General features: G+C 36.1%; 15 protein-coding genes and 1 tRNA gene. 8 read left to right on the top strand and 8 right to left on the bottom strand.

From position 1 onward, the window contains the following. Positions 1-38: 38 nt before the first annotated feature. Complete coding sequence (gene cas1 / locus MSHOH_RS12010; protein WP_048143427.1) at positions 39-1,265, top strand: CRISPR-associated endonuclease Cas1; 1,227 nt, start codon at positions 39-41, stop codon at positions 1,263-1,265. A 442-nt stretch (positions 1,266-1,707) separates the two neighbouring features. Further along, positions 1,708-5,094 (top strand): tetratricopeptide repeat protein, encoded by a 3,387-nt coding sequence (locus tag MSHOH_RS12005; protein ID WP_048139924.1) that lies wholly within the window; start codon positions 1,708-1,710, stop codon positions 5,092-5,094. A 551-nt stretch (positions 5,095-5,645) separates the two neighbouring features. On the opposite strand, the gene MSHOH_RS12000 is transcribed toward MSHOH_RS12005, so the two are convergent. The 3 genes from MSHOH_RS12000 to MSHOH_RS11990 all read right to left on the bottom strand — a co-directional run bounded on the left by MSHOH_RS12000 (position 5,646) and on the right by MSHOH_RS11990 (position 9,006). Beyond that, positions 5,646-7,208, bottom strand: a complete 1,563-nt coding sequence (locus tag MSHOH_RS12000; protein ID WP_052730838.1) for a tetratricopeptide repeat protein — start codon at positions 7,206-7,208, stop codon at positions 5,646-5,648. A gap of 492 nt (positions 7,209-7,700) precedes the next feature. Then, positions 7,701-8,405: a hypothetical protein gene (locus MSHOH_RS11995; RefSeq protein WP_158024142.1), complete on the bottom strand. Its 705-nt coding sequence runs from the start codon at positions 8,403-8,405 to the stop codon at positions 7,701-7,703. A gap of 516 nt (positions 8,406-8,921) precedes the next feature. Then, a tRNA-Leu gene (locus MSHOH_RS11990) sits at positions 8,922-9,006 on the bottom strand. A gap of 97 nt (positions 9,007-9,103) precedes the next feature. Here MSHOH_RS11990 and MSHOH_RS11985 point away from each other — a divergent pair. The 4 genes from MSHOH_RS11985 to MSHOH_RS11970 all read left to right on the top strand — a co-directional run bounded on the left by MSHOH_RS11985 (position 9,104) and on the right by MSHOH_RS11970 (position 11,345). Further along, the gene (locus MSHOH_RS11985; RefSeq protein ID WP_048139920.1) at positions 9,104-9,859 is read left to right on the top strand and encodes an MBL fold metallo-hydrolase; all 756 of its coding nucleotides are present in this window, start codon (positions 9,104-9,106) and stop codon (positions 9,857-9,859) included. Positions 9,860-10,203: 344 nt separating this feature from the next. Continuing rightward, positions 10,204-10,512: a nucleotidyltransferase family protein gene (locus MSHOH_RS11980; RefSeq protein WP_048139918.1), complete on the top strand. Its 309-nt coding sequence runs from the start codon at positions 10,204-10,206 to the stop codon at positions 10,510-10,512. Next, positions 10,509-10,853: a HepT-like ribonuclease domain-containing protein gene (locus MSHOH_RS11975; RefSeq protein ID WP_048139916.1), complete on the top strand. Its 345-nt coding sequence runs from the start codon at positions 10,509-10,511 to the stop codon at positions 10,851-10,853. The genes MSHOH_RS11980 and MSHOH_RS11975 overlap by 4 nt, the downstream gene beginning before the upstream one ends. Positions 10,854-11,000: 147 nt before the next feature. Then, entirely contained in the window at positions 11,001-11,345 is a 345-nt protein-coding gene (locus tag MSHOH_RS11970; RefSeq protein ID WP_048139914.1) for a hypothetical protein, read from the top strand. 218 nt (positions 11,346-11,563) lie between these two features. On the opposite strand, the gene MSHOH_RS11965 is transcribed toward MSHOH_RS11970, so the two are convergent. The 3 genes from MSHOH_RS11965 to MSHOH_RS11955 form a co-directional block, all read right to left on the bottom strand. After that, positions 11,564-12,904 (bottom strand): glycosyltransferase, encoded by a 1,341-nt coding sequence (locus tag MSHOH_RS11965; protein WP_048139912.1) that lies wholly within the window; start codon positions 12,902-12,904, stop codon positions 11,564-11,566. Between the two features lie 66 nt (positions 12,905-12,970). Then, the gene (locus MSHOH_RS11960; RefSeq protein ID WP_048143425.1) at positions 12,971-13,978 is read right to left on the bottom strand and encodes a glycoside hydrolase family 130 protein; all 1,008 of its coding nucleotides are present in this window, start codon (positions 13,976-13,978) and stop codon (positions 12,971-12,973) included. A gap of 9 nt (positions 13,979-13,987) precedes the next feature. Next, positions 13,988-16,369 (bottom strand): glycosyltransferase family 4 protein, encoded by a 2,382-nt coding sequence (locus MSHOH_RS11955; RefSeq protein ID WP_048139910.1) that lies wholly within the window; start codon positions 16,367-16,369, stop codon positions 13,988-13,990. Positions 16,370-17,923: 1,554 nt separating this feature from the next. Here MSHOH_RS11955 and MSHOH_RS11950 point away from each other — a divergent pair. Then, a complete protein-coding gene (locus tag MSHOH_RS11950) occupies positions 17,924-20,824 on the top strand; it encodes a disaggregatase related repeat-containing protein (RefSeq protein WP_394297770.1) in 2,901 nt (966 codons plus the stop codon). A 416-nt stretch (positions 20,825-21,240) separates the two neighbouring features. Continuing rightward, the gene (locus MSHOH_RS11940) at positions 21,241-21,765 is read left to right on the top strand and encodes a hypothetical protein (protein ID WP_048139901.1); all 525 of its coding nucleotides are present in this window, start codon (positions 21,241-21,243) and stop codon (positions 21,763-21,765) included. A gap of 366 nt (positions 21,766-22,131) precedes the next feature. Here the strand turns inward: MSHOH_RS11940 and MSHOH_RS11935 are convergent, their stop codons facing one another. Together MSHOH_RS11935 and MSHOH_RS22185 are read right to left on the bottom strand one after the other, a co-directional pair. Further along, positions 22,132-22,539 (bottom strand): DUF1699 family protein, encoded by a 408-nt coding sequence (locus MSHOH_RS11935; RefSeq protein WP_048139899.1) that lies wholly within the window; start codon positions 22,537-22,539, stop codon positions 22,132-22,134. Between the two features lie 662 nt (positions 22,540-23,201). After that, positions 23,202-24,125 (bottom strand): hypothetical protein, encoded by a 924-nt coding sequence (locus MSHOH_RS22185; protein ID WP_052730837.1) that lies wholly within the window; start codon positions 24,123-24,125, stop codon positions 23,202-23,204. Between the last annotated feature and the right edge of the window lie 695 nt (positions 24,126-24,820).

The following is a 24,820-nucleotide window of genomic DNA, read 5'->3' as shown; positions in this document are numbered from 1 at the left end:
AATTTTTTGGCCCAATACAAAGACATGGGGGGTTAAAAATGAAACTTCTGTTATTGGATGGGTATGGCATAGATATGCGTGTTGATGGGGGTAAGCTTTACATTAAAGAAGGCAGGTCCTCAACATGTGAAGAGCCTAAAGAATATGTTTTCTTTCCAAAAAGGATAGACATTGATAGTATTATCATTTATGGCAGAAAAGGAAATCTTACCTTAGATGCTATTCGATGGCTGATTAAGCACAATGTTCAGATTTCCATTCTTAATTGGGATGGTAAGCTTTTGACAACAATGCTTCCTCCTGAAAGTACCAATGTGAAAACAAAATTCGCTCAGTACCATGCTTTTGAAGATCAGGAAAAAAGGGTTGAGATCGCAAAAAAGTTCATCGAAGCCAAATTTAAAAAATCTCAGGCAGTCCTTGATTATCTTAAATTAAGATATCCCGAAATTAATTTTGATGTATCAGATGAACTCAAAAAATTAGAAAGAGTCAAGGCCGTTAAAGAAATTATGGGAGTTGAAGGGGGTTTGGCCTGGAGATACTGGAATGAGTTTTCAAAAGCAATCCCAGAAAAGTATGAGTTCTGTTCAAGAATAGATCAGTATAGAAGGCCTATGGGTTCAGGAGATATGGTAAACACCATGCTTAATTATGGCTATGCTTTGCTTGAAGCTGAATGCTTGAGAGCCATTAATTCAGTCGGGTTAGATCCTCATGTAGGGTTTTTACACGAAATGAACCCTAGCAAGAACAGTTTAGCCTATGACCTTCAGGAGCCTTTTAGATTCCTTGTGGATCTGGCTGTTATCAACCTAATAGAAAATAACACGATGGATAAGAAAGATTTTATTATAACTGACAGTTATAATTTAAAATTAAGAAGCTCTGGGGCCAAAAAAATAGTTAATGAGTTTTCTAATATGTTAAACAAAACTGTGAGTTATGATAATAAACAAACAACCTGGGGGTCTGTTTTACTTTTAAAAACCAGGGAGTTAAGCCATTATTTAACAGGAAAAACCAAAAGACTTGAATTTGTTAATCCTGAGTTTGGGGTTTTTAGGGTTGATTCTCAAGAAATAAGGCAAAAAATCCTTAACATTTCTTATGTTGATTGGAAAAAACTAGGTTTTTCCAAAGGAACTTTACATTACATGAAGCAAAATGCCAAAAATGATAAGCCTTTCACGCTCAACAGCCATGTTTTAGAGAGAGTTAAAGCTTGGGAAAACTTAGTTTCTGGGGGGCAGGTTAAGGTTTAAAAGTTTTAAGTTCTAAAGTTAAGGGAGTTAGCGAAAAATAAATGTTTTTTTTCAAAGCTTTTTAACATTTTTTAAAGAATTGTTTTTCCAAAAAATTCAAGACAAGTTATTCATGAATTCTTGTAATCAAAAAGAACAGTTTGTAAATGGAATAAGCGTTAAAACCAAGAATTTCCTAATTTTGAGTTAAACAACATTGAAGTTAAACAACGATATTTATATCTTGTTAGTTCTCTTCCAAATTCGACTATATATTATATTTTAGACAATATAACGTAAAAAAGAGAAAATTCAAGGAATAAGTTTTCTTTTTCCCATAAAATGTTAACTATCTATAATTAAAAATTATATAGAGTTTAGTTTTAATCATCTGATGTTTATCACGAGCTAAAAACTAAATTTCGAAAGTTTGATATCTATTAATTTTAACTAAAATAGTTATATGGACTATGATGAACCAGAAACCGTAACTACATGGATTAATAGAGCAGATATATTGTTACTTCAGATGGAGTATAGAGAATCTCTTGAAGCAATTGAAAAAGCACTATTAATTGAGCCTAAAAATTCGGAGATATGGTTCAAAAAAGGGATTGTTCTAATATACCTTAAAAGATTAGAAGAGGCTTTAAAAGCTTTTAGCAAAGCAATAGAAATAGACCCAGAAAATGTAGATATATGGAACAATAAAGGGTATGTTCTTTTTTATCTCAAAAGGTATGAAGAAGCTCTTGAAGCGTATGAAGAGGCAATAAAAATTGACCCTGAAAATGTACGAACATGGATCAATAAAGGGTGTATTCTAGAAGACCTTCGAAGATACGAAAAAGCTCTGGAAGCATTTGACAAAGCGATAGAAATTGATCCTGAAAATAAAGAAATATTGGCTAGTAAAGGGAAAATTCTACTCTCTCTTAAAAAGTTTGAAGAATTTCTTAACGTAATTGAAAAGCAAACAGAAATTGAACCAAGAAATGTAAACTTGCATCTACAGAAAGGGATTATTTTAAGTACTCTAAAAAGATATAATGAGGCTTTTGAAGTTTTTGATGAAGCAACAAAAATAGATTCAGAAAATGTAACTGTTTGGCTTTATAAAGGAAATTTTCTATATGAATTTAAAAGATATAAAGAGGCTCTAGAAGCTTTTGACAAAGCAATAGAAATAGATCCGGAAAATGCAGATGCACGGATACATAGAGGAAATGTTTTATTTTATCTTAAAAGATATAAGGAATCTCTGGAAGCATATGGAAAGGTAATCGAAACTGAACCTGAAAATATAAATGCATGGATTTATAAAGGATCTGTTCTCAGCCATATCAAAAAGTTTGATGAGTCCCTAACTGCATACATAAAGGTAATAGAAATTGAACCTGAAAATGTAGATGCATGGTTTAATAAAGGGAATATCCTCAACGAACTTAAGAGGTATAAAGAAGCACTGGAAGCTTTTGACGAGTTACTATTGATTGAGCCAGAAAATGCAAAAGCTTGGTTCAATAAAGGATATGCGCTGATTTACCTTGAAAGATATAAAGAAGCTTTGGAAGCTTTTGACAAAGTAATATTAATTGAACCTGAAAATGCAGGTGCTTGGTTTAAGAGAGGAACTGTTCTAATATTTCTTAGAAGGCGTGAAGAGGCTCTAAAAGCTTTTAGCAAAGCAATAGAAATAGACCCAGAAAATGTAGATGTATGGATCAATAAAGGATATGTTCTTTTTGAGCTGAAAAAGTATGAAGAGGCTCTTGAGGCGTATGAAAAAGCAATAAAAATTGACCCAGATAATTTGGTACCTTTGACAAATAAAGGAAGTGCTCTTATTGATCTTAAAAGATACGAAGAGGCTCTAGAAGTCATTGATAAGTCAATAGAAATAAACCCCGAAATTGTAGATAATTGGCTTCAGAGAGGAATTGTTCTAATTTATCTTAGAAGGTGTGAAGAGGCTTTAGAGGCATACGAAAAGGCAATAAGAATTGAGCCAGAAAATTCTAAAGCATGGGTTAACAAAGGGGCCATTTTAGATAACCTTGAAAGATACAATGAGGCACTAGAAGCTGTTGAAAAGGTAACAAAGATTGAGCCTGAAAATGCAAAAGCATGGGTCAATAAAGGTCACGTTTTAATTCATCTCAAGGAGTATAATAAAGCTCTTGAAGATTTTAATAAAGCGATAGAAATTGACCCAGAAAATGAAGATGTATGGTCTAAAAAAGGGAATGCTCTATATTATCTTAAAAGATATGAAGATGCTCTTGAAGCTTTTGATAAAGCAATATCAATTGAACCCAAAAATGCAGATCTGTGGCTTAAAAGAGGAAATATTCTAAAAAATCTTAAAAGATGTAAAGAAGCATTGGAAGCATATAGAAAGGTAAACGAAATTGAACCTGAAAATATAGATGCATGGATCAATAAAGAACGTATTTTATTAAGTATGGGGGGAGAGTATAAGGGTTATTCGGAAGCCCGTGAAAAGATAATAACAATTGAGCCGAAAAAAGTAAATGATTGGATTAATAAAGCTTGGATTTTGTGGACCTGGAGAGAATACGAAAAGTCTTTAGAAGCATATAAGAAAGCAATAGAAATTGATCCAGAAAATGTGGATGCGTGGATTAACAAAGGCAATTTACTGACTTATTTAGGAATTTACAGTCGTGCATTAAAAGCATATGATGAAGTAATAGCCTTTTCCCCGAAAAATACTCGTGCATGGATAAGTAAAGGTGTAGCCCTTTATTTTGCCAAAGAATACACTGAATGTTTGCAAGTATTAGAACAAGCCTTAAATCTTAGCCCTCAAGATGCTGAAATATCTTATATTTTAGCTGAATATTATTTGATGTTTGGAGATCTAATAAATGCTTCCAAATATGCAGAAAATGCCCTGTTAATAGATAAAAAAAATGATGCCTCTTTGTGTATAAAGGGCAAGATCAAAATTGAAGAACATGATTATGCCACTTCAATGGAGTATTTTAAAAAAGCTATTTCTGTTAATTTAAGAAACCCAAGATACCTTCTGTGGCATTCTTATGCAAAATATTTAATGGCAGAATCAGAACTTGCATCGGATGAAAAAAAATACCAAGATATGATACTTGCAATCATAAGAGAACTTGAAAAGGTAGATATCTACTATTCTCAAAAATATAGTACAAACATAAAGATAGTTCCTCGCAGATTAAAAATTTTGGGCATATATTTACTAAAACTTATAAAGAAAATTGCAATTTACTTTGATATGAGCGAGAAATCAACGGTAAAGTTGGTAGAAAAGATAAACCCACTATTAACCAAATTGGAAAGGTCAACAATTACAGCTTATAACTATTATTTTCTAGGATGCTTTTACTACAAAATTAATGATTACTTTACAGCAATTGATTATCTTAAGAAATGCAAAAGTTTAACTCCAGATAAGAAAATAGAGAAATTGGCTAGTGATACTCTAGATAATATTTGGAATAGTAAAATAAGACCTTCAATTTGGAAATGGTGGTTGTACTCTCCAACAAACCGTTTCTTCAAGGGGGTTACATTTATAATACTTACACTTTCTTTAATTGGACTTTTATTACCAGCTCAAATTGGCGAGCTTTTCGCGAGTAGTTTTTTTTCTGCAATCGATTGGAAAGAAAATACAACCCAGTTAACGTTTCTAACTCTAATATTACTTTTTATTTTATCATCACCCAATATTCAACATTTCAAAGGTAGCCAATTTGAAATTGAAGTGCGCCCTCCTCCTACATTTGAGTTAACTCCAAGTCTAATAGAAAAGCAACTTAAAGACCTTGAATATGCACTCAAGCCATGAGATCATTAGATCTAACCCAAAACGGTAAAATATTTTCCTCAGTACTTAAGGTGTTCTTTTATAAACCCAGCTATTTTTCGTCATGTAAAACCACAGAACTTATAACTAATTATTACAACCATAAAAGAAGGTTAGAAGAACACTTAAACCTAAAAATACTTTAATTTATAGCAGTTTTATTGTTTTAATTTTGTTTTTACTCACCCAAAATTTTAAGCACACATTCTAGGATGATATTGGAGTCTTAGGGAGAAAACAGGTTTGGGTTGTTGGGCTGATCTACATTGGAAAGGAAGCTAATAATATTGAAGATCAGCCTTTTGAATATAATCAAGTCACAGACTTTTGTTAATATGGAAGAAATTAAACAGAAAGCTTTAACAATAACACCCGAAAAAATATAAAAAAGGAATTAGTAAAAGCGATATAAAATATATAAGAAAAATAAAAAAACAAAAAGTTAAATTTCAACGCCAAAAAATGAAAAATATAATATATTTTTACTCTTAAATAAAAAATAACAATCAACATACCTAACGTCTTAATTATCTTTAAAGAAAAAATCCTTTTGCTGTTTCAAGATCCTTTTGAGTTTCTGCATAGTCAAGTGGATATTCCTCAATTGTAAAGATTTCTAGAGCTTTTTGGTATGCATTAATAGCTTTTTGACCGTTTGTTTCCTTGTCTCTAACCTCAGCTAAACATCTATATGCATTCCCAAGATTATGTTGAATATGTGCATAGTCAAGTGGATATTCCTCAATTGTAAAGATTTCTAGAGCTTTTTGGTATGCATTAATAGCATTTTGAGCATTATTTTCCGTATCTCTAACCTCAGCTAAACATCTATATGCATTTCCAAGATGATTTTGAGTATTTGCAAAGTCAAGTGGATATTTATCAATTGTATATACTTCTAGAGCTTTTTGACAAGTATAAATAGCATTTTGAGCATTTGATTCTTGATCTCTAACCTCAGCCAAACACCTATATTCGTCGCCAAGATTACTTTGAACCATGGCATAGTCAAGTGGATAATTATCTAAAGTATATATTTCTAGAGCTTTTTGAAAAGCATTAATAGCATTTAGAGAATTATTCTCATAATCCCTTACTTCAGCCAAACACCCGAATGCATTCCCAAGATGATTTTGAACCATGGCATAATCAATTGGAAATTTCTCAACTGTATATATTTCTAGAGCTTTTTGGTATGCATTAATAGCTTTTTGAGCATTTTTTTCCTTGTCTCTAACCTCAGCCAAAATAGAATATGCATATCCGAGATTGCTTTGAGACCCCGCATAATCAACTGGATATTGCTCAACTGTATATACTTCTAGAGCTTTTTGGTATGCATTAATAGCATTTTGAGCATTTTTTTCCTTGTCTCTAACCTCAGCTGAGTACAGATATGCATTTCCAAGATTACTTTGAACCATGGCATAGTCAAGTGGATAATTATCTAACGTGTATATTTCTAGAGCTTTTTGAAAGGAATCAATAGCATTTTGTACATTACTGCTCCTATCTCTGACTTCAGCTAAACGTATATATGCATTTCCAAGATTATTTTGTACCATGGCGTAGTCAAGTGGATAATTATCTAACGTGTATATTTCTAGAGCTTTTTGGTATGCATCAACAGCATTCTGAGCATTTGCTTCTTGATCCCTAACCTCAGCCAAACATCTATATGCATTCCCAAGACGATTTTGAGTATGTGCATAGTTATAAGGACATTTCTCAACTGTATATACTTCTAGAGCTTTTTGATATGCGTTAATAGCATTTTGAGCATTATTTTCCTTATCTCTAACCTCAGCTAAATCCTGATATATATGCCCAAGATTACTTTGAGCCCTTGCATAATCGGAAGGAAATTTTTTATATGATATTTTAAGAATATCGTTATATTGTTCAATTGCTTTTTCAAGTTGTTTGGTATTGGAAAAAAGATTTGCTTGATCAAAACGATAATCAATTTCCTGTTTTGTTTCTAGGTTATCGTTATATGACTCAATTACAAAAACAGAGACTAATATTAGAAAAATTCCTATAATAACTTCGAGAATTATAGGTTTAATATGTTGTTTTAAATCCTCTCTCCACATACAGCTCTAAAGTTTAATTTTTTTCTTTAAAAACATTCCTAAATAGTTTGAATCCAAGAATAAGGACGTTTTTAAAAAATATATGAATTAAAAAGCATTTAGAATATCTTCAAAAAATGTAAGAGATTATAATAACATCCTAAAATCTAGGTTATTTATTAAAAAACTTTTATTTTAAGGAGAAAATTTTGAAAAATAATACTTATACATTATCCTTAAAATAAAGTACAAAAATTTTGAATGTTATATAAATCAGGTTATAATAACAATATCTATTTAGATTTAAGGCATTTTAGGAAAAAGGCGGTGATGCATAAATTTGATAGAAAATTAAAAAATTAAACTTAAATTTATTAAAAAATATAAAGTAAGCATTAATATTAACTGGAACCGCTTTATCATGAAAACCCGTCTTTTGACTGAAATTTGTTAAAAACAAAAAAATCAAAAAAATTAACCTTAAGTTGTACAATGAAAATAAAGGTAAGAAGCTTATTTATACATTGCATATAGGGTTAGTATTAATCCAAAAAAACTAATAAAAAAACCTGCAACTGCAAAGAAAAATCCTACGAATTTTAAAAACTGACTGTTATCAATTTTGTAATTTATTTTCCATAATAAACTTGCGTTTGTTTTAAGTTTATTGTCAAATATTAACTCTAATATTTTTTTTATTCCTAAAACTTTGCAGGAATTTGACATTTCTATTTCCCGAAAGTCATTTTTTTCGTATAATTCAGCCTCAGTTTTTCCTTGTAAAAAATAAATACAAGATACATTATTTAAACTTAACAAGTTGTACAATTTCCCTTGAGGCTCATGCCCAATGTATTTTTTGCCGTATCTTTCTTCTATAATTCCATCTAAGTCAAAAACGTTCTTAATTATCGGAGGTTCTTTTCCTAGTAACTCCTTATATCTTCTTTCAAGAACCTGTGTTCCATACGAAATGTTCTTTAAATTCCAACCAACATAAATTTTGTCTGGATTATCTTCAACGTATTTAAAAAAAGCAGAGAGAATTTCTTCTTCTGTTTTAGATGCTCTTGAATAAGTTATAGCTTCATCATTACCATATTCTGATAATGTGATGGCAGATATTTTCACTGGATGCTTTTTCATGTCAGAAGAAGAATAGTGAAGAACACAAATTTTATTTTTTATTCTTTTTAAAGTTTCTAGGTTAGAATTCATATATTTATTCAAAGATTAAACTTATATATTAATTTTTACTTATTTTCAATAAACATGCTATTTATATTTACTTTAACTGCTATTTTTTGGGACATATACTAAAATTTGCCTAAAGAAAATTACTCCTTCTCTTGTGCCCTTACATTATTATTGAAATAAAATCAAGTGATAAATAACAAAACAATCTGCACAGGAAATCTTTTGAAAGGTTACTTTTGATAACCACTTATTTTACACAAATAGATACAAAAAAAATTCGAGATAATTATTCAAATAAATGGATATAAATAATTTGTATTTTTGAGTTAAACAACAAATAAGTTAAACAAAATCTAAAAAATCAATTGTTGTGCAAAACTCTCATAAAACAACATACTAAAATTTGATTTTTTTATTAAATCCAGTTTATGAAAATCGTAGTTTTTTTGTTAAGGCAAATTCTTAAAATTAGAGGTTGTGCAGAAATCTTACACATGCGTTGCTTTTTTTCCTTATATCTATAACCCTAGAAACAGATGCGAGGGGTGGGATTCGAACCCACGAAATCCTTCGATATCGGATCTTAAGTCCGACGCCTTTGGCCTGGCTGGGCAACCCTCGCGCCTGGAAAAAAGCTGGCTGGTTTTGAGCCGCAAAAAGTTTGTTACGCGGACATGCTTTAAATAAAGTTAAAATATTTAAAGTTTATTCTTTACCCTATGGAGATTACATTTCTTGGCACTGGAGTTGCGATCCCTCAGAAGGGTCGGGTACAGTCCGGAGTACTTGTCAGTCTTGAGGAAAAACCTCTGCTTATTGACTGCGGAAGCGGCGTTCTGAGCCGTTTTCCCGACGCCGGAGTCTCACATACGAATGTTGATACCGTACTTCTTTCACACCTTCACCTTGACCATGTAGCTGACCTGATCCCCCTCCTGAAGGCTAACTGGCTTAGAGGAAAGACTGATATGAGGGTCTATGGGCCCGACGGGACAGAAGACTGGTTTTCGAGGGTGCTTGGGGCTTACGAGTATATCCTGGATGGAGTTGATGTGGACGTTATAGAGCTCTCACCGGGGAAGGAATTCACGCCTGAGGGATTTGACTGCGAAATAACCTGCGCAGCTACTGACCACAGTGTTCCTACTCTCGCATACCGCGTGACTGCAGAAGACGGAGAATTCGTATACTCAGGAGATACTGCACCCTGTAGGGATATAATGGACCTGGCAGTTGAAGCTGACCTTCTTATTCACGAGTGTTCATTCCCTGCCGGTACAAAAGTAACAAATCATACAACTCCAAGTACTCTGGCTGAAATGCTTGAGGACTATAACAACGAGATAGGAAGTATCTGCCTCACCCACTTCTACCCCGAAATGAGAGGGCACGAAAAAGAAGCAATACACCGCCTCAAGGACTATGTTGAAGGCGAAATTATCCTTGCAGAAGACCTCATGAGGCTTGAACTATAAAGCCCTAATTTCTCTTTCCGAGTTTTTCTTCGCCAGCAGAGTTGCGGCTCTGCAGTGCGCTGTCCTTTTCGCTTCGCTCAAGAGGACTAATTCACTTTAGAGCTATACACTTGATGAGCAGGACTAAAAGGAAGAGAATCGAGAATAATAAGAAAATTATGGACTTCTCAAAAATTAATTTTCATCTTCTTCTCTTTCCAAGACACTCATATAAATTCTTTAGAGCTTCCCTAATAAAAAAATAAATAATTAAGCGTGTTTTTAAGAGATTTACTTACTGGTTAAAAGGATGAAGGATCCTCAACCATTAATTTATATACAAACGTCCATAAATTCAAAATACTATGAGACTGCAGAACCAGCATGACGTTGACATATATATCAAAAAACTGCAGGAAATTCTTCCGGAATTGAAAAAAAAATACCCTATTAAATATATGGGAGTTTTTGGTTCATATGTCCGGGGAGAGCAGAGTCCATCAAGCGATCTGGATATTCTGGTGGAGTTTAATGGGTCCATCACACTATTGGGTTATGCCAGGCTTGAGAATGAATTATCGGATGAGCTAGGGGTCAAGGTTGATCTTGTATCAAAAACTGCCCTGAAACCCAGAATAGGTAGACGTGTTCTTTCAGAGGTAGTCGAGATATGAAAAGCAGGGAAACGGGAGACTATATAGAAGATATACTTAGTGCTCTGCTCGATATTGAGGATTTCACCGCCGAATACTCCTATGACCAGTTTGTCAACGATAGAAAAACACAATATGCTGTGATCAGAGCCATAGAAATCATAGGGGAAGCATCTAAAAATTTGCCCCTTGAGATGAGAGAGAAATACAGTTTTATTCCATGGAGAGATATGGCTACCATGCGAGACAGGCTAATTCATGGCTATTTTGGCGTAGATCTGATAATTTTATGGGATACTGTACAGCAGGATGTTCCCCCTCTTATTCCTTTATTCAGATCCATTCTTGCTGAAACAGAATGAATAAAGATATTCTAACCTTTAAGCGTCAAAGCCGGCAGGAGAAACAGAAAGCTCCGCAGCCTCATCTATTAAATAGCAGAAACATAGATCATCTTTTGTTCAGGAATATCTCATAAAACCAGATTTTGCTTAAATGTGGTGATCATAATGGCAAGAATACTTTCAGAAACAGATATCGGAATCTTAAAGACGGTTGCTCCGGAGTGCGAAGGGTATCTATGTTCAGGGTCAGGAGTTAATTACCGTTCTATCCTTCCACCTCTGGCAAACCATTACTCAAAAGATGCAGACGATTTCCTGAGAAGGATCAAGTTGCTGTCCAGATATGACCTTGAATACCTTATCAGGCTCATTCTGTCAGGAGAAGAAAGCCTGGGCTGCATACCTTTTGATTATTTCGTTCTCTTCGTAGAAAATGTATCCGAAAGGCTGGGTAAAGATGTTGCAGTCCAGGTCAGACAGGCATATGAAGACTCCGAATGTCCTTCCTGAAAACCTGATGGAACTGGAAAAAAGGAAAAGAAAAAAGGAAAAGAAATAAACAAGAATCAAACTGAAAAAAGGCTCTGATACTTTGATACTCGGGTTGATCTGGAGTTCAGATAAGTATCATTGCCTTAGCTATAAAGTTATTATCAACTCTGAATCGTAGTTAGCTTATTAAGGTTTTAGTCGAAATAGGTCCGAATAATAAATTCGGATAAGCTTTTTTATGCTCTCCCGTATTTGTCTTCAAACCTTTCGATATCGTCTTCTCCCATATAATCTCCCTGTGCAATCTCAATGAATACCAGGTTCTGGCCACCTATATTACTAACACGGTGTATCTCATTTACCGGCAGGTCAACCGAATCTCCGGTAAGTACCCTTATCTGATCGCTGTTTTTAGTTACAAGCCCTTCGCCACTAACTATGTACCAGTGCTCGTTTCTATGGGCATGACGCTGAAGTGAGATTTCTTCCTGAGGCAGGACAGTTATACGTTTGACCTTATATCCCGGTCTTTCGGTAAGTATTTCATAGAAGCCCCAGGGTCTTTTTTCTTCACGCTTGCGTTTTTCTAGGATTGTTTCGTATACTTTAATGTAATCCTCTACCATTCTGTCAACGGAGAAGCGTTTTTCCACACTTTCCCTGCATTTTTTGCGGGAAATGGAACCAAGCTTCTGTACAGCATTTACAGCTTCATCTACGCCGCTTACAAGGAATCCGGTCTCTCCGTCCATAATCAGTTCAGGCATTGCACCTTTGTTTACTGCAATTACAGGCGTCCCGCAGGTAAGGGCTTCAACCACACCGAGCCCGAAGGCTTCTTCATAATTGATCATATGCAAAAGAGCACGGGCGTTTGATAGAAGCTCTTTTTTGCGCACCTGGAATACGTGCCCCTCGTAAATTATCTGTTCGTTATCTATATGGGGCTCGACTTCTTTTTTAAAGTATTCAGGGTCAGCAATAAAGCCAGCCATTCTTAACTTCATTCCTGACCTTTTTGCAACCTCTATTGCTTCTTTTGTGCCTTTATCTCTGTGAATGCGTGATATAAAAAGAAGATAATCCTCTGGTCTGTCATTAAAAGGAAAAGTCTCGGTATCTATTCCATGCCGAACCGTTGCTATATAATCCAGTTCATTACACCTGTAGGCGTCACTTATGGAGACATAAAAGGTACTGTTATTGTACTTTTTATAGACAGGCAGAATTTTTCGCGAAGAAAAGCCGTGTATGGTCGTTACGACAGGCGTGTCCACAAGCTTACTGTAAGTAAGAGGTAGATAATCAAAATGATTGTGGATTATATCAAATTCATTTGCCCTTTCAAAAACTTCTGAGATATGCAGGCCTTCGTACACTTTCACAAGAATGCTTTTATCCTCTTCGTATGGTCTCGGGCACACTGCATGAAGCTTGCCTGCAGTGTGCGAATCAGCTGTTGCAAAAAGTGTAACGTCAATACCCCTTTTTACCAGTCCTTCAGTTAATAAGGATACCATTGACTCCCACGGACCGTACTTTTTAGGCGGTGTGCTCCAGGCAATCGGAGATAACATAGCAATTCTGACAAAGATCCCCCCAGTATTTTATTATTCATATGCTCCCAATTCTCCAACTTTTACTCATGGTGTAACATGCTTGTGCTCTTCAAAAAATCTGCAGTAATCTTCAGGGCACTGCTCCTCAGGGCATTGATGGATATAATTCAGGACATCACAAACTTTTGCGGTTGCCAGGGATACAGAGGTATCTGCACTTCCATAATAAATACGGATCTCATCACCTACCAGGACCCATCCGCAGGGGAAAACAACATCATTAACATCTCCACTGCGCTCATAGAGTTCACGAGGCCCGAAAACCCAGCCTTCTGACCTGTGGAGCACTTTCCTGGGATCTTCAGGGTCAAGAAGAGCCATCCCAAGGCGGTAACTAGCTTTGGATGTTGTCTGGCGTACCCCGTGATACATAATTAACCATCCGTCAGACACACGGATCGGCTGCGGGGATAAACCTATCTTACGCGCATCCCACCATCCTCCTTCTCTGGCATACAGAAGAACCTCATGTTCTCCCCAGTATTTCATATCCGGGGAAAAAGAAATCCAGATATTTGCTTTTGCACCCGCAATATTTGATACAGGTCTGTGTAACATTGCCCACCTGTTGTTGAATTTTACAGGAAAGATAGCAGCATCTTTGTTTTCTGGAGGCATGGTAGGCCCCATTCTTTCAAAGGTACGGAAATTTTCTGTAAATGCAAGGGATGTTAAGGGGCCGGAATCCGAAAAAGCCGTATATGCTACAGCCCACTTTCCCATCTCATCTATGTAAGTTATACGCGGGTCCTCAATGCCGTATATCTCTTCAGGATAGTTTACAGGATCCGGGGCAAAAGTTGGCTCGGTATCAATTTCCCAGCCATCTACCCCGTTATTGCTCCTGGCTATTGTAAAGTGAGAAAAACCCCTGTGGTCTTCTACACGCACAAGTAATAAAGTTTTACCATCAACTATTACGGCTGCAGGATTAAAAACCGAATTAGCCTGGTAAGGCCAATCCTCAACGGTAAGTATAGGATTCTTTTTATATCTTACAAACAGTTCCCCGTGGTCTTTCCAGATTACCATATCACCCACTCACTCAACCTGATTTGCTGATAGCAGGCTCTTTCTTTTGGGCAAAACTTCTTCAATTGCTGGCTTGAATTGTGTGCCATATGCCCTATCCGAATGTTTATTTATTGAATTTAAAGCCATAAGGTAACAGATTACGGATTCTGCACCCTGGTTGCAGTTCATCCCGTCGCAGTTGAGCCCGTCACAGACTGCACCTGTCGAAGAGTCATACATAGGAGTTCGAAGGCGGTTTCTGCCCAGGAAATATTCAAAAGAGTACCTTGCAAGCTCCAGGTATTTTCTCTCGCGGACCGTCTCATAAGCAGAAACATAAGCTTGAGTCATGTAGCCTGCTTCTATGGGCTGCTGGTCAAAAATAGGTTTTTCGCCATCGCAGGAGTACCAGCCCTGGTTCCCGACAATGTCAAAAAAATCTCCTTTCCACTGGATATCTGTAAGAAAATCCAGAGTTGCAAGCCCGACTTTTCTGTAAGTCCGGTTCTTGGTATAGTTATATGCCAGTATAAGGGATTCACTGAGTTTTGCATTGCTGTATGTGACCGTGGGTTCAAACCAGTTCCAGCCTTCTTTATGATTAGTCTCATAAAGATCAACCAGAGAGTCTGCATGGCTGATAAATATGGATTGAAAGGTATCCTTGTCCACAAGGGCATCTATGGACCTGACAGTGTCCCTGCGGGAAATAAACGTAGATTCAAAGTCATCTGCACCCACGCCTGCTCTGAGCATCTCATAAAGTCCGCACATTGTGTAGGCTTTTGCTCGCGGGTAGTTCAGTTTTTCCATCTGCATTTTTGATTTGCTGATAAGCGTGTGTGCAAATGTACGTATATTCTTTGACATATAAGGGCAGCTTACTACGTGTCCAAGCCCGTAAATTGCACGCCCAAGAGTATCCTCACTGCCTTCCTTATCCAGAAATTCCCTTCTATAATTCATAAAATTATGGAAGTGCCCGGAATCTGTCTGGGCATGTTCAAGGAAACTCATATATGTGGTAATCAGTTTCCAGAGCTCTTCGGCTTTTTCCTGACTATCGATAATCTGAGTTAATGCAACAAGTCCTCTGCCCACGTCATCAGTACTGTACCCATGGTGTCTGGCAGGTACACCCAGATTGGTGTGCTGGATAATGCCCACATCATCGGTCAGCAGTTTAAGGTAATCAAGTTTGACTTCAGGAAGCTGGTTTGGAAGAAAGTTAAATCTATTCTGTATTCTGGGATAGGTATTGTAGTTCTTCAAAGCCTTGGTAAAGACAGTATTATACTCTTTACCTATGTTTTTCCAGGTCATTTTTCTGCCAAAATCGTATGCTTTTTTACGCATATTGTTACACTCGTCTGGATTTTCGATCAGATACAAAAGAGAATTTTTAAAACCGTCCGTATCTCCGAAGTCCACGAGTATCCCGCGGCTATCGGAAAGCATTTCCTGGGCGTACCAGTAAGGAGTGGATATTATTGCTTTTCCCATGCCTATGGCATATGTCAGGGCTCCGCTTACTATTTGTTCTCTGGAAAGATAAGGAGACGCGTAAATGTCGCTGGCAAGGATATAAGTGCAGAGTTCCTCTTTTTCGACAAACTTATCGTGAAATACCACGTTGTTCTCAAGCCCGAGTTCTGAAACTCGTTTCATAAGGTAATCTCTGTAGGCTTCCCCATTATGCTTTTTGACCACAGGGTGGGTAGCGCCCAGTACAAGGTAAATAAGGTCTGGATACTGACTTACAACTTCAGGAAGAGCCTCAAGCATACTTTCGATACCTTTGTTCTGGCTCAGCAGGCCAAAGGTTAGGATAAGCGGAGAACCCTTCAGATTCAGCATCCGTTTATACTTGCTGCAGTTGTTAAACGGATAGTCAGGTAAGCCGTGAAAAATGACCTCAATTTTTTCGTCCGGAACCTTATAAACGTCTTTTAGCATGTCGACCGCAGTCTGGCTCATTACAACCAGCTTTTCTGAGTACCGGATCAGTTTTTCCGTGGATGCACGGTATTCAGGTTCCGGTTCCCTGATGACAGTATGCATTGTAGTAATCACAGGCTTGTTTATTCCTGAAAGGAGAGTGAAGATATAATCGCCTGCATTTCCCCAAAAAAGCCCGAATTCATGTTGAAGACACACGATATCCGCATCGGACTGGTTTATAAAATCTGCAGCCCGGTGGTAGTCTTCGAGTTTGTTTCTTTCTATTTGAAAAACGACTTCTTCCGGATAGTTGTAGGTTTCAGACGGGTCATTAAGGGCAATGACTTCACAATGTATATCGTCATGCACCCCGGATACTGAATTCAAAAGATCAAAAGTAAATGTAGCAATCCCACATTCTTTTGGAACATAAGTTCCTATGAACAAAACTTTCAGTTGCTTATTCAACTATTTCCCCCCAAATATAGAGCAATCAGGGTCGTACTTCCAACTAACAGAACTTAAAAAACTTAATTGAGTATGCTCCCACTTAGCAGAACTTAATTAAGCCTTACTCCCCTGTTTTAATTATTTTATAGTTTTCATTAATTTATTGTGTTCTTAAATCAATATAGATCAGCTTTAGTATTTGTGCAAAGACTATATCCACAAAGTTTATTACCGTATTATATTTAATATATATATATATTTATTGTAAAACGCGCAACTGCCTAAGAAACATATAGTCTAAAGTCTAAAACACATAGTCAGGTATTATAGAACATTGGCCACTAATCGCTCAATTTACCAGTAGAGAGCGATAAATTCACAACTCCCACCGGATTACTCAATTACTAAAATTTAGCAAAATGAGTAACAGAATACTGATTTGATATAACAATTGTATTAACAATTGTATTCGATAATATTTAATACTATTTATAAATATAATTATATTAGTTAGCTAAAAAAATTGATATGCCTTTAATAAAATATTATAACTGAGGAGACAGCTATAGCGATTTCTTAACAAAAGGTTATGAGAAAAATACGCAATCATAGCAATTATATTTCATTCATCTATCTCTTTCTGCTCCAACAGGCAGTGAAACCATTTTAATTATGTTTTTTAACCAAGATCTTTAGTATGAATCACTTTTTTATTCATATTGATTTTTATCTGAATAAATCTGATGTTAATGTTTTTAGTAGATATGAGATAAATGGTATAGCATGATCTAAACATTTGCGTTAAGATATGCATCCTGCACTTCAAAGTAGAATTAAGCTTTGTAATCTGTGACTTTGCAGGATAGATTCTATAACGGTTTACTTTAGGCATATTAAGGAATAATGAAACTTTACCTGAATAAAGGTTATTTTATTAAGTTGACGGCTGTATCCCGTCATTTTAATGGCGGGGATTACCCTTATTGCTCCTAAAAAATCTTTTTTAGTTGAAATTCTCCAGAGTTCGGGTTATAAATTGGTTGACTTTTATTCACTACCCTAAGCTTTTAGATTCTCAGTCTAATGATTTCAGTAGTTGTGCTTCGGTGTTACTTCTTTTTTTCAATCTGCCCAAATTTGAATGATGAATTTCGCAAATATTTTTATAATATAATGTATAAAGTACAATATAACTTAGTCAATTAAGTTAGGGGGATAAACACAATCTATTTATATTGTTTGCAGCTGGGAGAGCCAGTTCAAGCAAGAGATTAAATCCTGGAAAGAATGGTCCTGTACTATTTATCTAATCAAAAAACCAACACAATAGCCTCTGGTCAGGACTCATTTTAATAATTCTTCTGAGCATCAAATATTCGGGTAGTGTATACTGTCTACTGTCTGCGAGATTTGAGTTTATGGCATTCAGAAGAGAGTATGGCTTCCGAATGTGAAATGAAAAAAGGATATTGGTCAGATTCGGATTTGAAGATTAACAAATTTCAATCACTGTACATTTTTTTTAATTATCAAATACAAAATTTTATTTGATAGAAATTTAAGGTGATAACTCTGTTGAATCGAAAATTAGTAATATTTTTTGTTGTAATTTGCCTTGCCTTCTCAAATGTTCCTGCCGCTTTATGTGCTAGTTCGGCACTGGTTGTATATGTTGCAGGAGACGGTAGCGGTGACTTTAATTGTGATGGAAAAGACGACCATATACAGATAAATGAGGCTCTCAAGTTCGTGGCCGAGAATTCTGCATATACAACTGTTCATCTAAAGGGCCCGTTCACATATGTCATTGACGAAACCCTTTTGATAGGCAGCAATACTATTCTTGAGGGGGATTCGAGTGCAAAAATAAAACTTGTCAGTAATGCTAACTGGGAAGTTTCAAAGCCAATGATAAAGGAAAGAAGTTCAGGCAGTCACGATATTACCATTAGAGGCTTTACAATTGACGGAAACCGGGAAGGAAATACCAATGTCGAAAGTGGTAAGGGATATTATAACCTTATTCACCTGAGAAACTGTCAGAACATAAGTGTGTATGATATGTGTCTGACCAATAACCACGGAGACGGCTTGAAAACAGATAACTGTTCTAACATAAAGCTCTATAACAGCAGGATATATCTGCTTGGACACGACGGCCTCTATGCCAGTAGCTGTTCAGGCGTGGAGGCTTACAATAACACAATAACCTGCAGGACAAACAGCGGACTCAGGCTTTATAACACAAACAAAGCCAGTCTGCATGACAATGTAATTACATCTGACGGTTCTGGGGGTGCAGGAATTGAAATCCAGAAGTATAATTCTCCTTTAATGGATGATATTGAAGTATATAATAATGTAATATACAAAACTGCCCGTGTAGGGATCTGGATTTTTGGAGCAGGCTCTTATTCACCATCCACAACAAATGTCCACGTTCATCATAACCAGATCTATGATACAGGGACCAAGTCAAGCAGTATCATAATAGGAGGAATCATATCAGATGGATTCAATGCACTCATTGAAAACAATGTTATTGACGGAGTCTACGGAGCTGGCATCGTACAGAAAAACGTGTATTCTTCTGCCCCCTCCGGTTCAGGCTATGTAATTACATTGAGAAATAATATAATTTCAAACTCCAGGTCTTCTTCGGGTGGAATCGGGTATGCAGTGTCCAATGAATTAACAGGTACACATTCTTTTGTCCTGCAGAACAACTGCTTTTACGGAAACGCAGGTGGAGACTACAAAAATGTCCAGGCTTCATCTTCTGATATAAAGGCAGACCCGCAGTACGCTGATAGGAGTAACCATGACTATCATCTTAAATCAAAAGCAGGAAGATGGAACGGAAAAAGCTGGGTGACTGACAGCACAAGTTCCCCATGCATTGATGCAGGGTATAGCCTTTCGGACTATTCTGCAGAACCTCAGAACAATGGAGGCAGGATTAACATAGGGGCTTTCGGGAACACTAAGTATGCTTCAAAATCCGGAACACAAACAGCAAACAATCAGGCTCCTGTGATAAAGTCAATCCAGAATGCCGTTGTTGAGATTGGAAAAGCCTTTACCTTTACAGTTAGTGCATCGGATGAAAACGAAGATACCCTTACTTATTTCGCTTCAAATCTTCCCGCAGGCGCAACTTTAGACAGCAGTTCAGGTCTTTTCAGCTGGGCTCCGACTGCCGGACAGGAAGGAACCTATGTAGTAACCTTTGAGGTAAGCGATGGAGAGCTAAGTGCCTTGACTACAGCAACCCTGAGCGTTGTCAAACAGGAAAGTTCTTCCCCGAGAATAGGAGAGCTCTATGATAATCGCCTGCGTGAAGCTTCCCCTGATACTGTTTTCCAGAGTACTTCTTTTATTGATGTAGGTGGAATGAATAGTGTCAGGTACAGAGATGTAATATGGTTTGACCTGAGCGAGTACGCAACCTCAGAAGAAATCGATAATACAACCCTTTCTCTTTACTGGTATTATCCGGCAGGAAGCACAAGGTCGGAAGACACAGTGGTCGAAGTCTACAGGCCTGCTTCATCCTGGAATCCGGACTATGTAAGCTGGAATAAAAGGGATAAGGGAACTGCATGGGAAAACGCGGGCGGAGACTGGTACGATAAAAATGGTGTCTTGCAGGGGAACACACCTTATGCCACGATAACTCTTAAAGGTAGCAACCTTCCAGATAACAGATACTACGAACTGAACGTGACCGATCTCGTAAAAGAATATACAAGCGGTAAGTACGAAAACACGGGATTCCTCATTAAAGGAAGGATTGAACGTAATAATTACATAGCTTTTTACAGTTCCGAAGCCGGAAACGAGAACCAGAAACCCATACTTGCCGTAAATGAGAAATCCTCTGTAGATCCGGTCCTGAACATAACCATTACCGGGGCAAAAGATAACCGCCTGCGTGAAGCATCTCCTGAGGTAGTCTATCAGGCAAGCTCTTTTATTGATGCTGGCGGGATGAATAGTGTCAGGTACAGGGACGTAATGTGGTTTGACCTGAGTAAATGCGATGACGTTACCGAAGTTAGTAATGCAACTCTTTCTCTCTACTGGTATTATCCTGCAGGAAGCTCAAGGCCTCAGGATACTTTGATTGAGATTTACAGACCGGCTTCTTCCTGGAACGCAAACTACGTAAGCTGGAATAAGCGGGACAAAAACGTTGCCTGGAAAAATGCTGGAGGAGACTGGTATGATAAAAACGGTGTCTTGCAGGGCAGCACTCCGTATGCTACACTCACCATTAAAGGCAGCATCCATCCTGACAACAGATATTACGAACTGGATGTAACGGATCTCGTAAATGAATATATAAGTGGAAAATACAAAAATACCGGAATTTTCATAAAAGCCCGCACGGAAAACAATAATTACATTGCCTTTTACAGCACTGAGGCAGGAAGTGAGAATCAGCGCCCGAAATTGAGTCTGAGATCATAACCGCAACTTAGAGTAACTTTTAATTTTAGGAAGGGTTCTGCAGAGTGAAGATATGAGAATAAAAGAGTGATCGTTTACCTTCAATCTTCACACTCTTTCAACAACCTTTTTAAAATGCACCAGGGTTTTCCGCCAGTTAACCCTCAAATGCAGGAGGAAATGGTACGTAAGTACTGATATGTTTTGCAAAGTTCGCGTTCAGGTGAGGACTCTTTAGTTTCTCAACAACCATTTTTCCGAAGATTTTGGTAAAATCTCCCTTTTGGTAAATCTCTCTAATAATTAAGCCTCTTTTCTTCTCTTTTATTATATCATTTGTAGAAACCGGGTTAATTCTACACAAACTGATGAAAAAATTTAAGAACATCATGTTATATATATACAGTTAAACTATAATTGAGATGTTGGCGATATCTATGGTAACAAGTGAAGCAAGACAGAAGGCGAATCTAAGCAGAATGAAAGAACTGATGGATGAAATTGAAAACACAACAAATGACTCTGCTTTAATAGCCGAATTAAATGAACTTTTAAGAAAAAACTATTCACTATCCCTGAAATGGCATTTGATTATATTTAAAAGTGAAGTTGAAAGAAGCCTAAGATATCTGGAAGATATAAGAAAAGAAGAAGTAAAAATAGCCAGCAAAAGCCGAAAACTAGGAAAGGAATTAAAGGAAGGCCCAAAGCAAGTTTACTATAAGTCTTCTGAGATTCCAAGCGCGTTTAAACTTGATTACTGTCTGGTATATGATACTAACATAAATCAGTATAAATGGTTAAGATGTAATACTCCCAGAAATACCAGAGCAAAGGTTTTCACAATTCCAAAATCCATGATAGGAGAATATAGACTCCAGTGGAGTGAAGAAACAAAACAAAAATGGGGAGAAGACAATATTGGGCAAATGGAACTGTGGGAAAAAGCTATCAATAATTGAAAGATATCTTGGTCAGGCATATCAAAAATCAAGGAACTCTTTACTTTATATGCCTGATCTTGAAACAATGCGCTGAAGAGCAAAAACTCTTAAAACCGATATTATTGAAAAAAATTGATAAAAAAGCAGAATCTAAGAGTTAAACTTAGTCTTTTTATCAAATACTTTTTATTTCCGCAAAATGCTGCTGAAATTTGACCTTAATTTATTTTTAAAAACCAAATATATATTTTTAATTGTGTAGTTTCTTCTAAAAGGAGAGTTTACCGGAGATTAGAGACTTATTGTGGAATCGAATTGTGGAATCGATGATCTGTAAAGTCTAATCTCCAGCAGAGTCTAAAGGGTCATACCTTTCCTGTGCGATCAGGCAGGAGTTTCTTTTGTTAGAATATAAGCAATCATTTCAGGGTTCAGTTTGCTTTCTCTTGAAACCTTCTTTTCGATTTCCTTAGCTGGTCTGCCTTCGATTTTCATTTCCTTAATTTTTTCAATCACTGAGGATGGGATGCTGTAATATTCGTTAATATCCTTTCTGTGTCCCCAGACATCTCCTTCAAGGAGCTGAATCCTTTGCATTTCAAGGAACATTTCTATGGACTTTGATACCGTACGCCTGTAAGATTTGGGTAACTGAATCACCTCAATCTTAGGGCATGTCTCTACCAATCCAAAGATATCCTTGTTAGAAGGTCTGAAAGCCAGATGAACAAGACGCTCATTCGGATTGAGTGTAAAGATTTCTTCTCTTGAACTAACCACTCTTATTCTCATGTTTTTCCCCCACTGTAAAGCTTTCTTATGTTTTACTTAGTAACTTATTTCATGCTTTTACTGCATTATATACTACATATACTTATTATAAATAGTTATCTCATTTAACTAACATTATTTAGATAGTATATTAGATCTTTTACTTTTATTATGCGTTGGAGTAAGCATAAAGGAGTCTTATAATAGGTAAAAACCGTATTATATGGGTTATTTTTTAGCTTTTACTACAAATTTTGCAGTCTTTCAGCATAAATATATTTAGTAAAACTGAGTTAATTATTCGTTTTATGTGTTGCAGATCTTTTCGCATTACATAAAGAATTTAATTATTAACTTTGGTTCTCAGATGATGGAATTTTCGTTTTAACTGACCCTCTTATTTATGAAAACTAGTCTTGATCTCAAAACTCGTCTGCAATGGAAACTTAAATGAGAATTGTTGACTATCAATCCATAAAGATCTCTCAGTAAAAGTTGCTCAGTAAAGAGCTGCAGTAGCACCATATAAGTGTATAAAATTTTATTCAATTTTTTGAACCTGTCAAAAAATTGGGTTTATCGGAATCCTCTATTATTCTCGAAAAACAGGAAAGCTCAGAAGAAGCTTCCTGAAAACTTCAATAGTAGTAGACTCACTCTTCCGATTACTTCTGATCAAAATTTTATCTCTCCTGTTTTTTCGTGTAATAGATCCAAAGAAGGATGCAAATAATTCCCAAGGCAATGAGGCTTATAACAAGTATTGGTTTTTTCTCAGCTGGTTTTTCTAACTGAGTTTGAGTTTTGTTAATGTTTTTATCGGGTACATTTATTGTATCGGGTACATTTATTGTATCTTTCTCCGGTTCTTTTTCGAACTCTCCTTCAGGATTGTTTTCTTCTTGAATGTTCCCTCCGGTTGTGTCATCTAGAGTTTTGATGGGCTTCAGTGTAATCAGACGAGGATTATCTGAGTGGCTTGAAGAAGAATGCCATTTCTTGAGAGTTATGATTTTTGAAGTGTCCCCTATTGTTATTTTGTAATCCCCTTCAGGCATCTTACTGGTATCATATTCATATCTAAAGTTTCCTTCCGAATCAGCAGTGATTTTTTGGCAAGCGGTAATCCTGAGCTTTACATTAGATTCTTCTTCCAAAGCGTCTCCATACATTTCAACTCTATAAGTCAAAGGAGGTACTCTTGATTGAGAAACAGTAGCGACTCCGTCAATAGCATTTTTGCTAAGAGTAAACCCTACAATTTTTTTTACCTTGATGTTCAGGTTTTTCACTTGCTCAGCCCTTACAGTGAAGAGGTTATTATTTCCTTTAGGAATTTTAACTTCCTTGACAGTATACTCATATTCTCCTTTAGATGCGATCACGTTTTTCTCATATGAAACTTCTGCTGTAAGTTCTTGATTAGGATTGGCATTTCCGGTTATCACTAAATTATCACCAAGGTAGGGGTTTGAAGGGACAACATTCCATTCCCCAGCCGTGGCTGTAAGAGAGAAAAACAACAAAGTCAGTATGGATGCTAAGATAATAGCTGCAGAATTTAGCAGTTTTTTTGATGCGGAAAGAGATTTCATCTTTTCTTGCATGAAAAACAACTCCACTTTATAGATTTTTTTAAAAAGTATTAAGCTAGATAAGAGTTGGGAAGATTGTAAAATAATGAAAAAGTCTCCAGAGCTCTTTATTATCCTGAATGCTTAGGAGAAAAGAAATAGAATCTCCTCTTCAAGGTATTATATTAAGGCTCTACCCCTCCCTGATTTAATGCGCAGTAGCGTTTAGGGATTAAAAATCTCTAAACTTCGTACATAAAATAATAGTGTTCAAAGTACTTCAATGTTTCTATAAAAAGTCATGAATTTTTATAAATGAAATATATAAATTCTTTGAAATTAGCTTTTATTAATAAAACATTGAGCTGATCCCAAAACTCAAAATTGCGTCTCAAATCTCGAATTTAGGATGATCACCCGAGTTCTCAGTAATGAAAAATAATTTTAAACTCTCACTATTTGGGAACAAAATTGGTTTTGGGATAGGCTCATTTACTAATGAAACTTAGAGCCTATTTGAAAAATCAGTAATACATGTTGAAAGGCACAGTAGATTCATATCATAGTACTGTTCCGGTTTTGCATATTGCACATTGTAAGAATTACGGTAAGTAATCACTTTTCGGATAGGTTCTAAGCGAGAAATAATTAATCGACTCAAGGAAATATACTCTACCGATAAGGAAATAGAAGAGGGGATAGCAAATACTAAAAACTTCAAATTATCA

The organism is Methanosarcina horonobensis HB-1 = JCM 15518, assembly GCF_000970285.1.
Lineage (GTDB): Archaea > Halobacteriota > Methanosarcinia > Methanosarcinales > Methanosarcinaceae > Methanosarcina > Methanosarcina horonobensis.
Note: the sequence above shows the minus strand (reverse complement) of the source record. Positions and strands in the feature narration are given on the sequence as shown.

Excerpts from the sequence above, each read along its gene's own strand:
- cas1 (WP_048143427.1), top strand. The coding sequence starts at position 39 with ATGAAACTTCTGTTATTGGATGGGTATGGCATAGATATGCGTGTTGAT.
- MSHOH_RS11935 (WP_048139899.1), bottom strand. The coding sequence starts at position 22,539 with ATGAGAATAAGAGTGGTTAGTTCAAGAGAAGAAATCTTTACACTCAAT.
- MSHOH_RS11965 (WP_048139912.1), bottom strand. The coding sequence starts at position 12,904 with ATGTTATCTCCGATTGCCTGGAGCACACCGCCTAAAAAGTACGGTCCG.
- MSHOH_RS12000 (WP_052730838.1), bottom strand. The coding sequence starts at position 7,208 with ATGTGGAGAGAGGATTTAAAACAACATATTAAACCTATAATTCTCGAA.
- MSHOH_RS11975 (WP_048139916.1), top strand. The coding sequence starts at position 10,509 with ATGAAAAGCAGGGAAACGGGAGACTATATAGAAGATATACTTAGTGCT.
- MSHOH_RS11985 (WP_048139920.1), top strand. The coding sequence starts at position 9,104 with ATGGAGATTACATTTCTTGGCACTGGAGTTGCGATCCCTCAGAAGGGT.
- MSHOH_RS11995 (WP_158024142.1), bottom strand. The coding sequence starts at position 8,405 with ATGAATTCTAACCTAGAAACTTTAAAAAGAATAAAAAATAAAATTTGT.
- MSHOH_RS12005 (WP_048139924.1), top strand. The coding sequence starts at position 1,708 with ATGGACTATGATGAACCAGAAACCGTAACTACATGGATTAATAGAGCA.
- MSHOH_RS11980 (WP_048139918.1), top strand. The coding sequence starts at position 10,204 with ATGAGACTGCAGAACCAGCATGACGTTGACATATATATCAAAAAACTG.
- MSHOH_RS22185 (WP_052730837.1), bottom strand. The coding sequence starts at position 24,125 with ATGCAAGAAAAGATGAAATCTCTTTCCGCATCAAAAAAACTGCTAAAT.
- MSHOH_RS11940 (WP_048139901.1), top strand. The coding sequence starts at position 21,241 with ATGGTAACAAGTGAAGCAAGACAGAAGGCGAATCTAAGCAGAATGAAA.
- MSHOH_RS11960 (WP_048143425.1), bottom strand. The coding sequence starts at position 13,978 with ATGGTAATCTGGAAAGACCACGGGGAACTGTTTGTAAGATATAAAAAG.
- MSHOH_RS11970 (WP_048139914.1), top strand. The coding sequence starts at position 11,001 with ATGGCAAGAATACTTTCAGAAACAGATATCGGAATCTTAAAGACGGTT.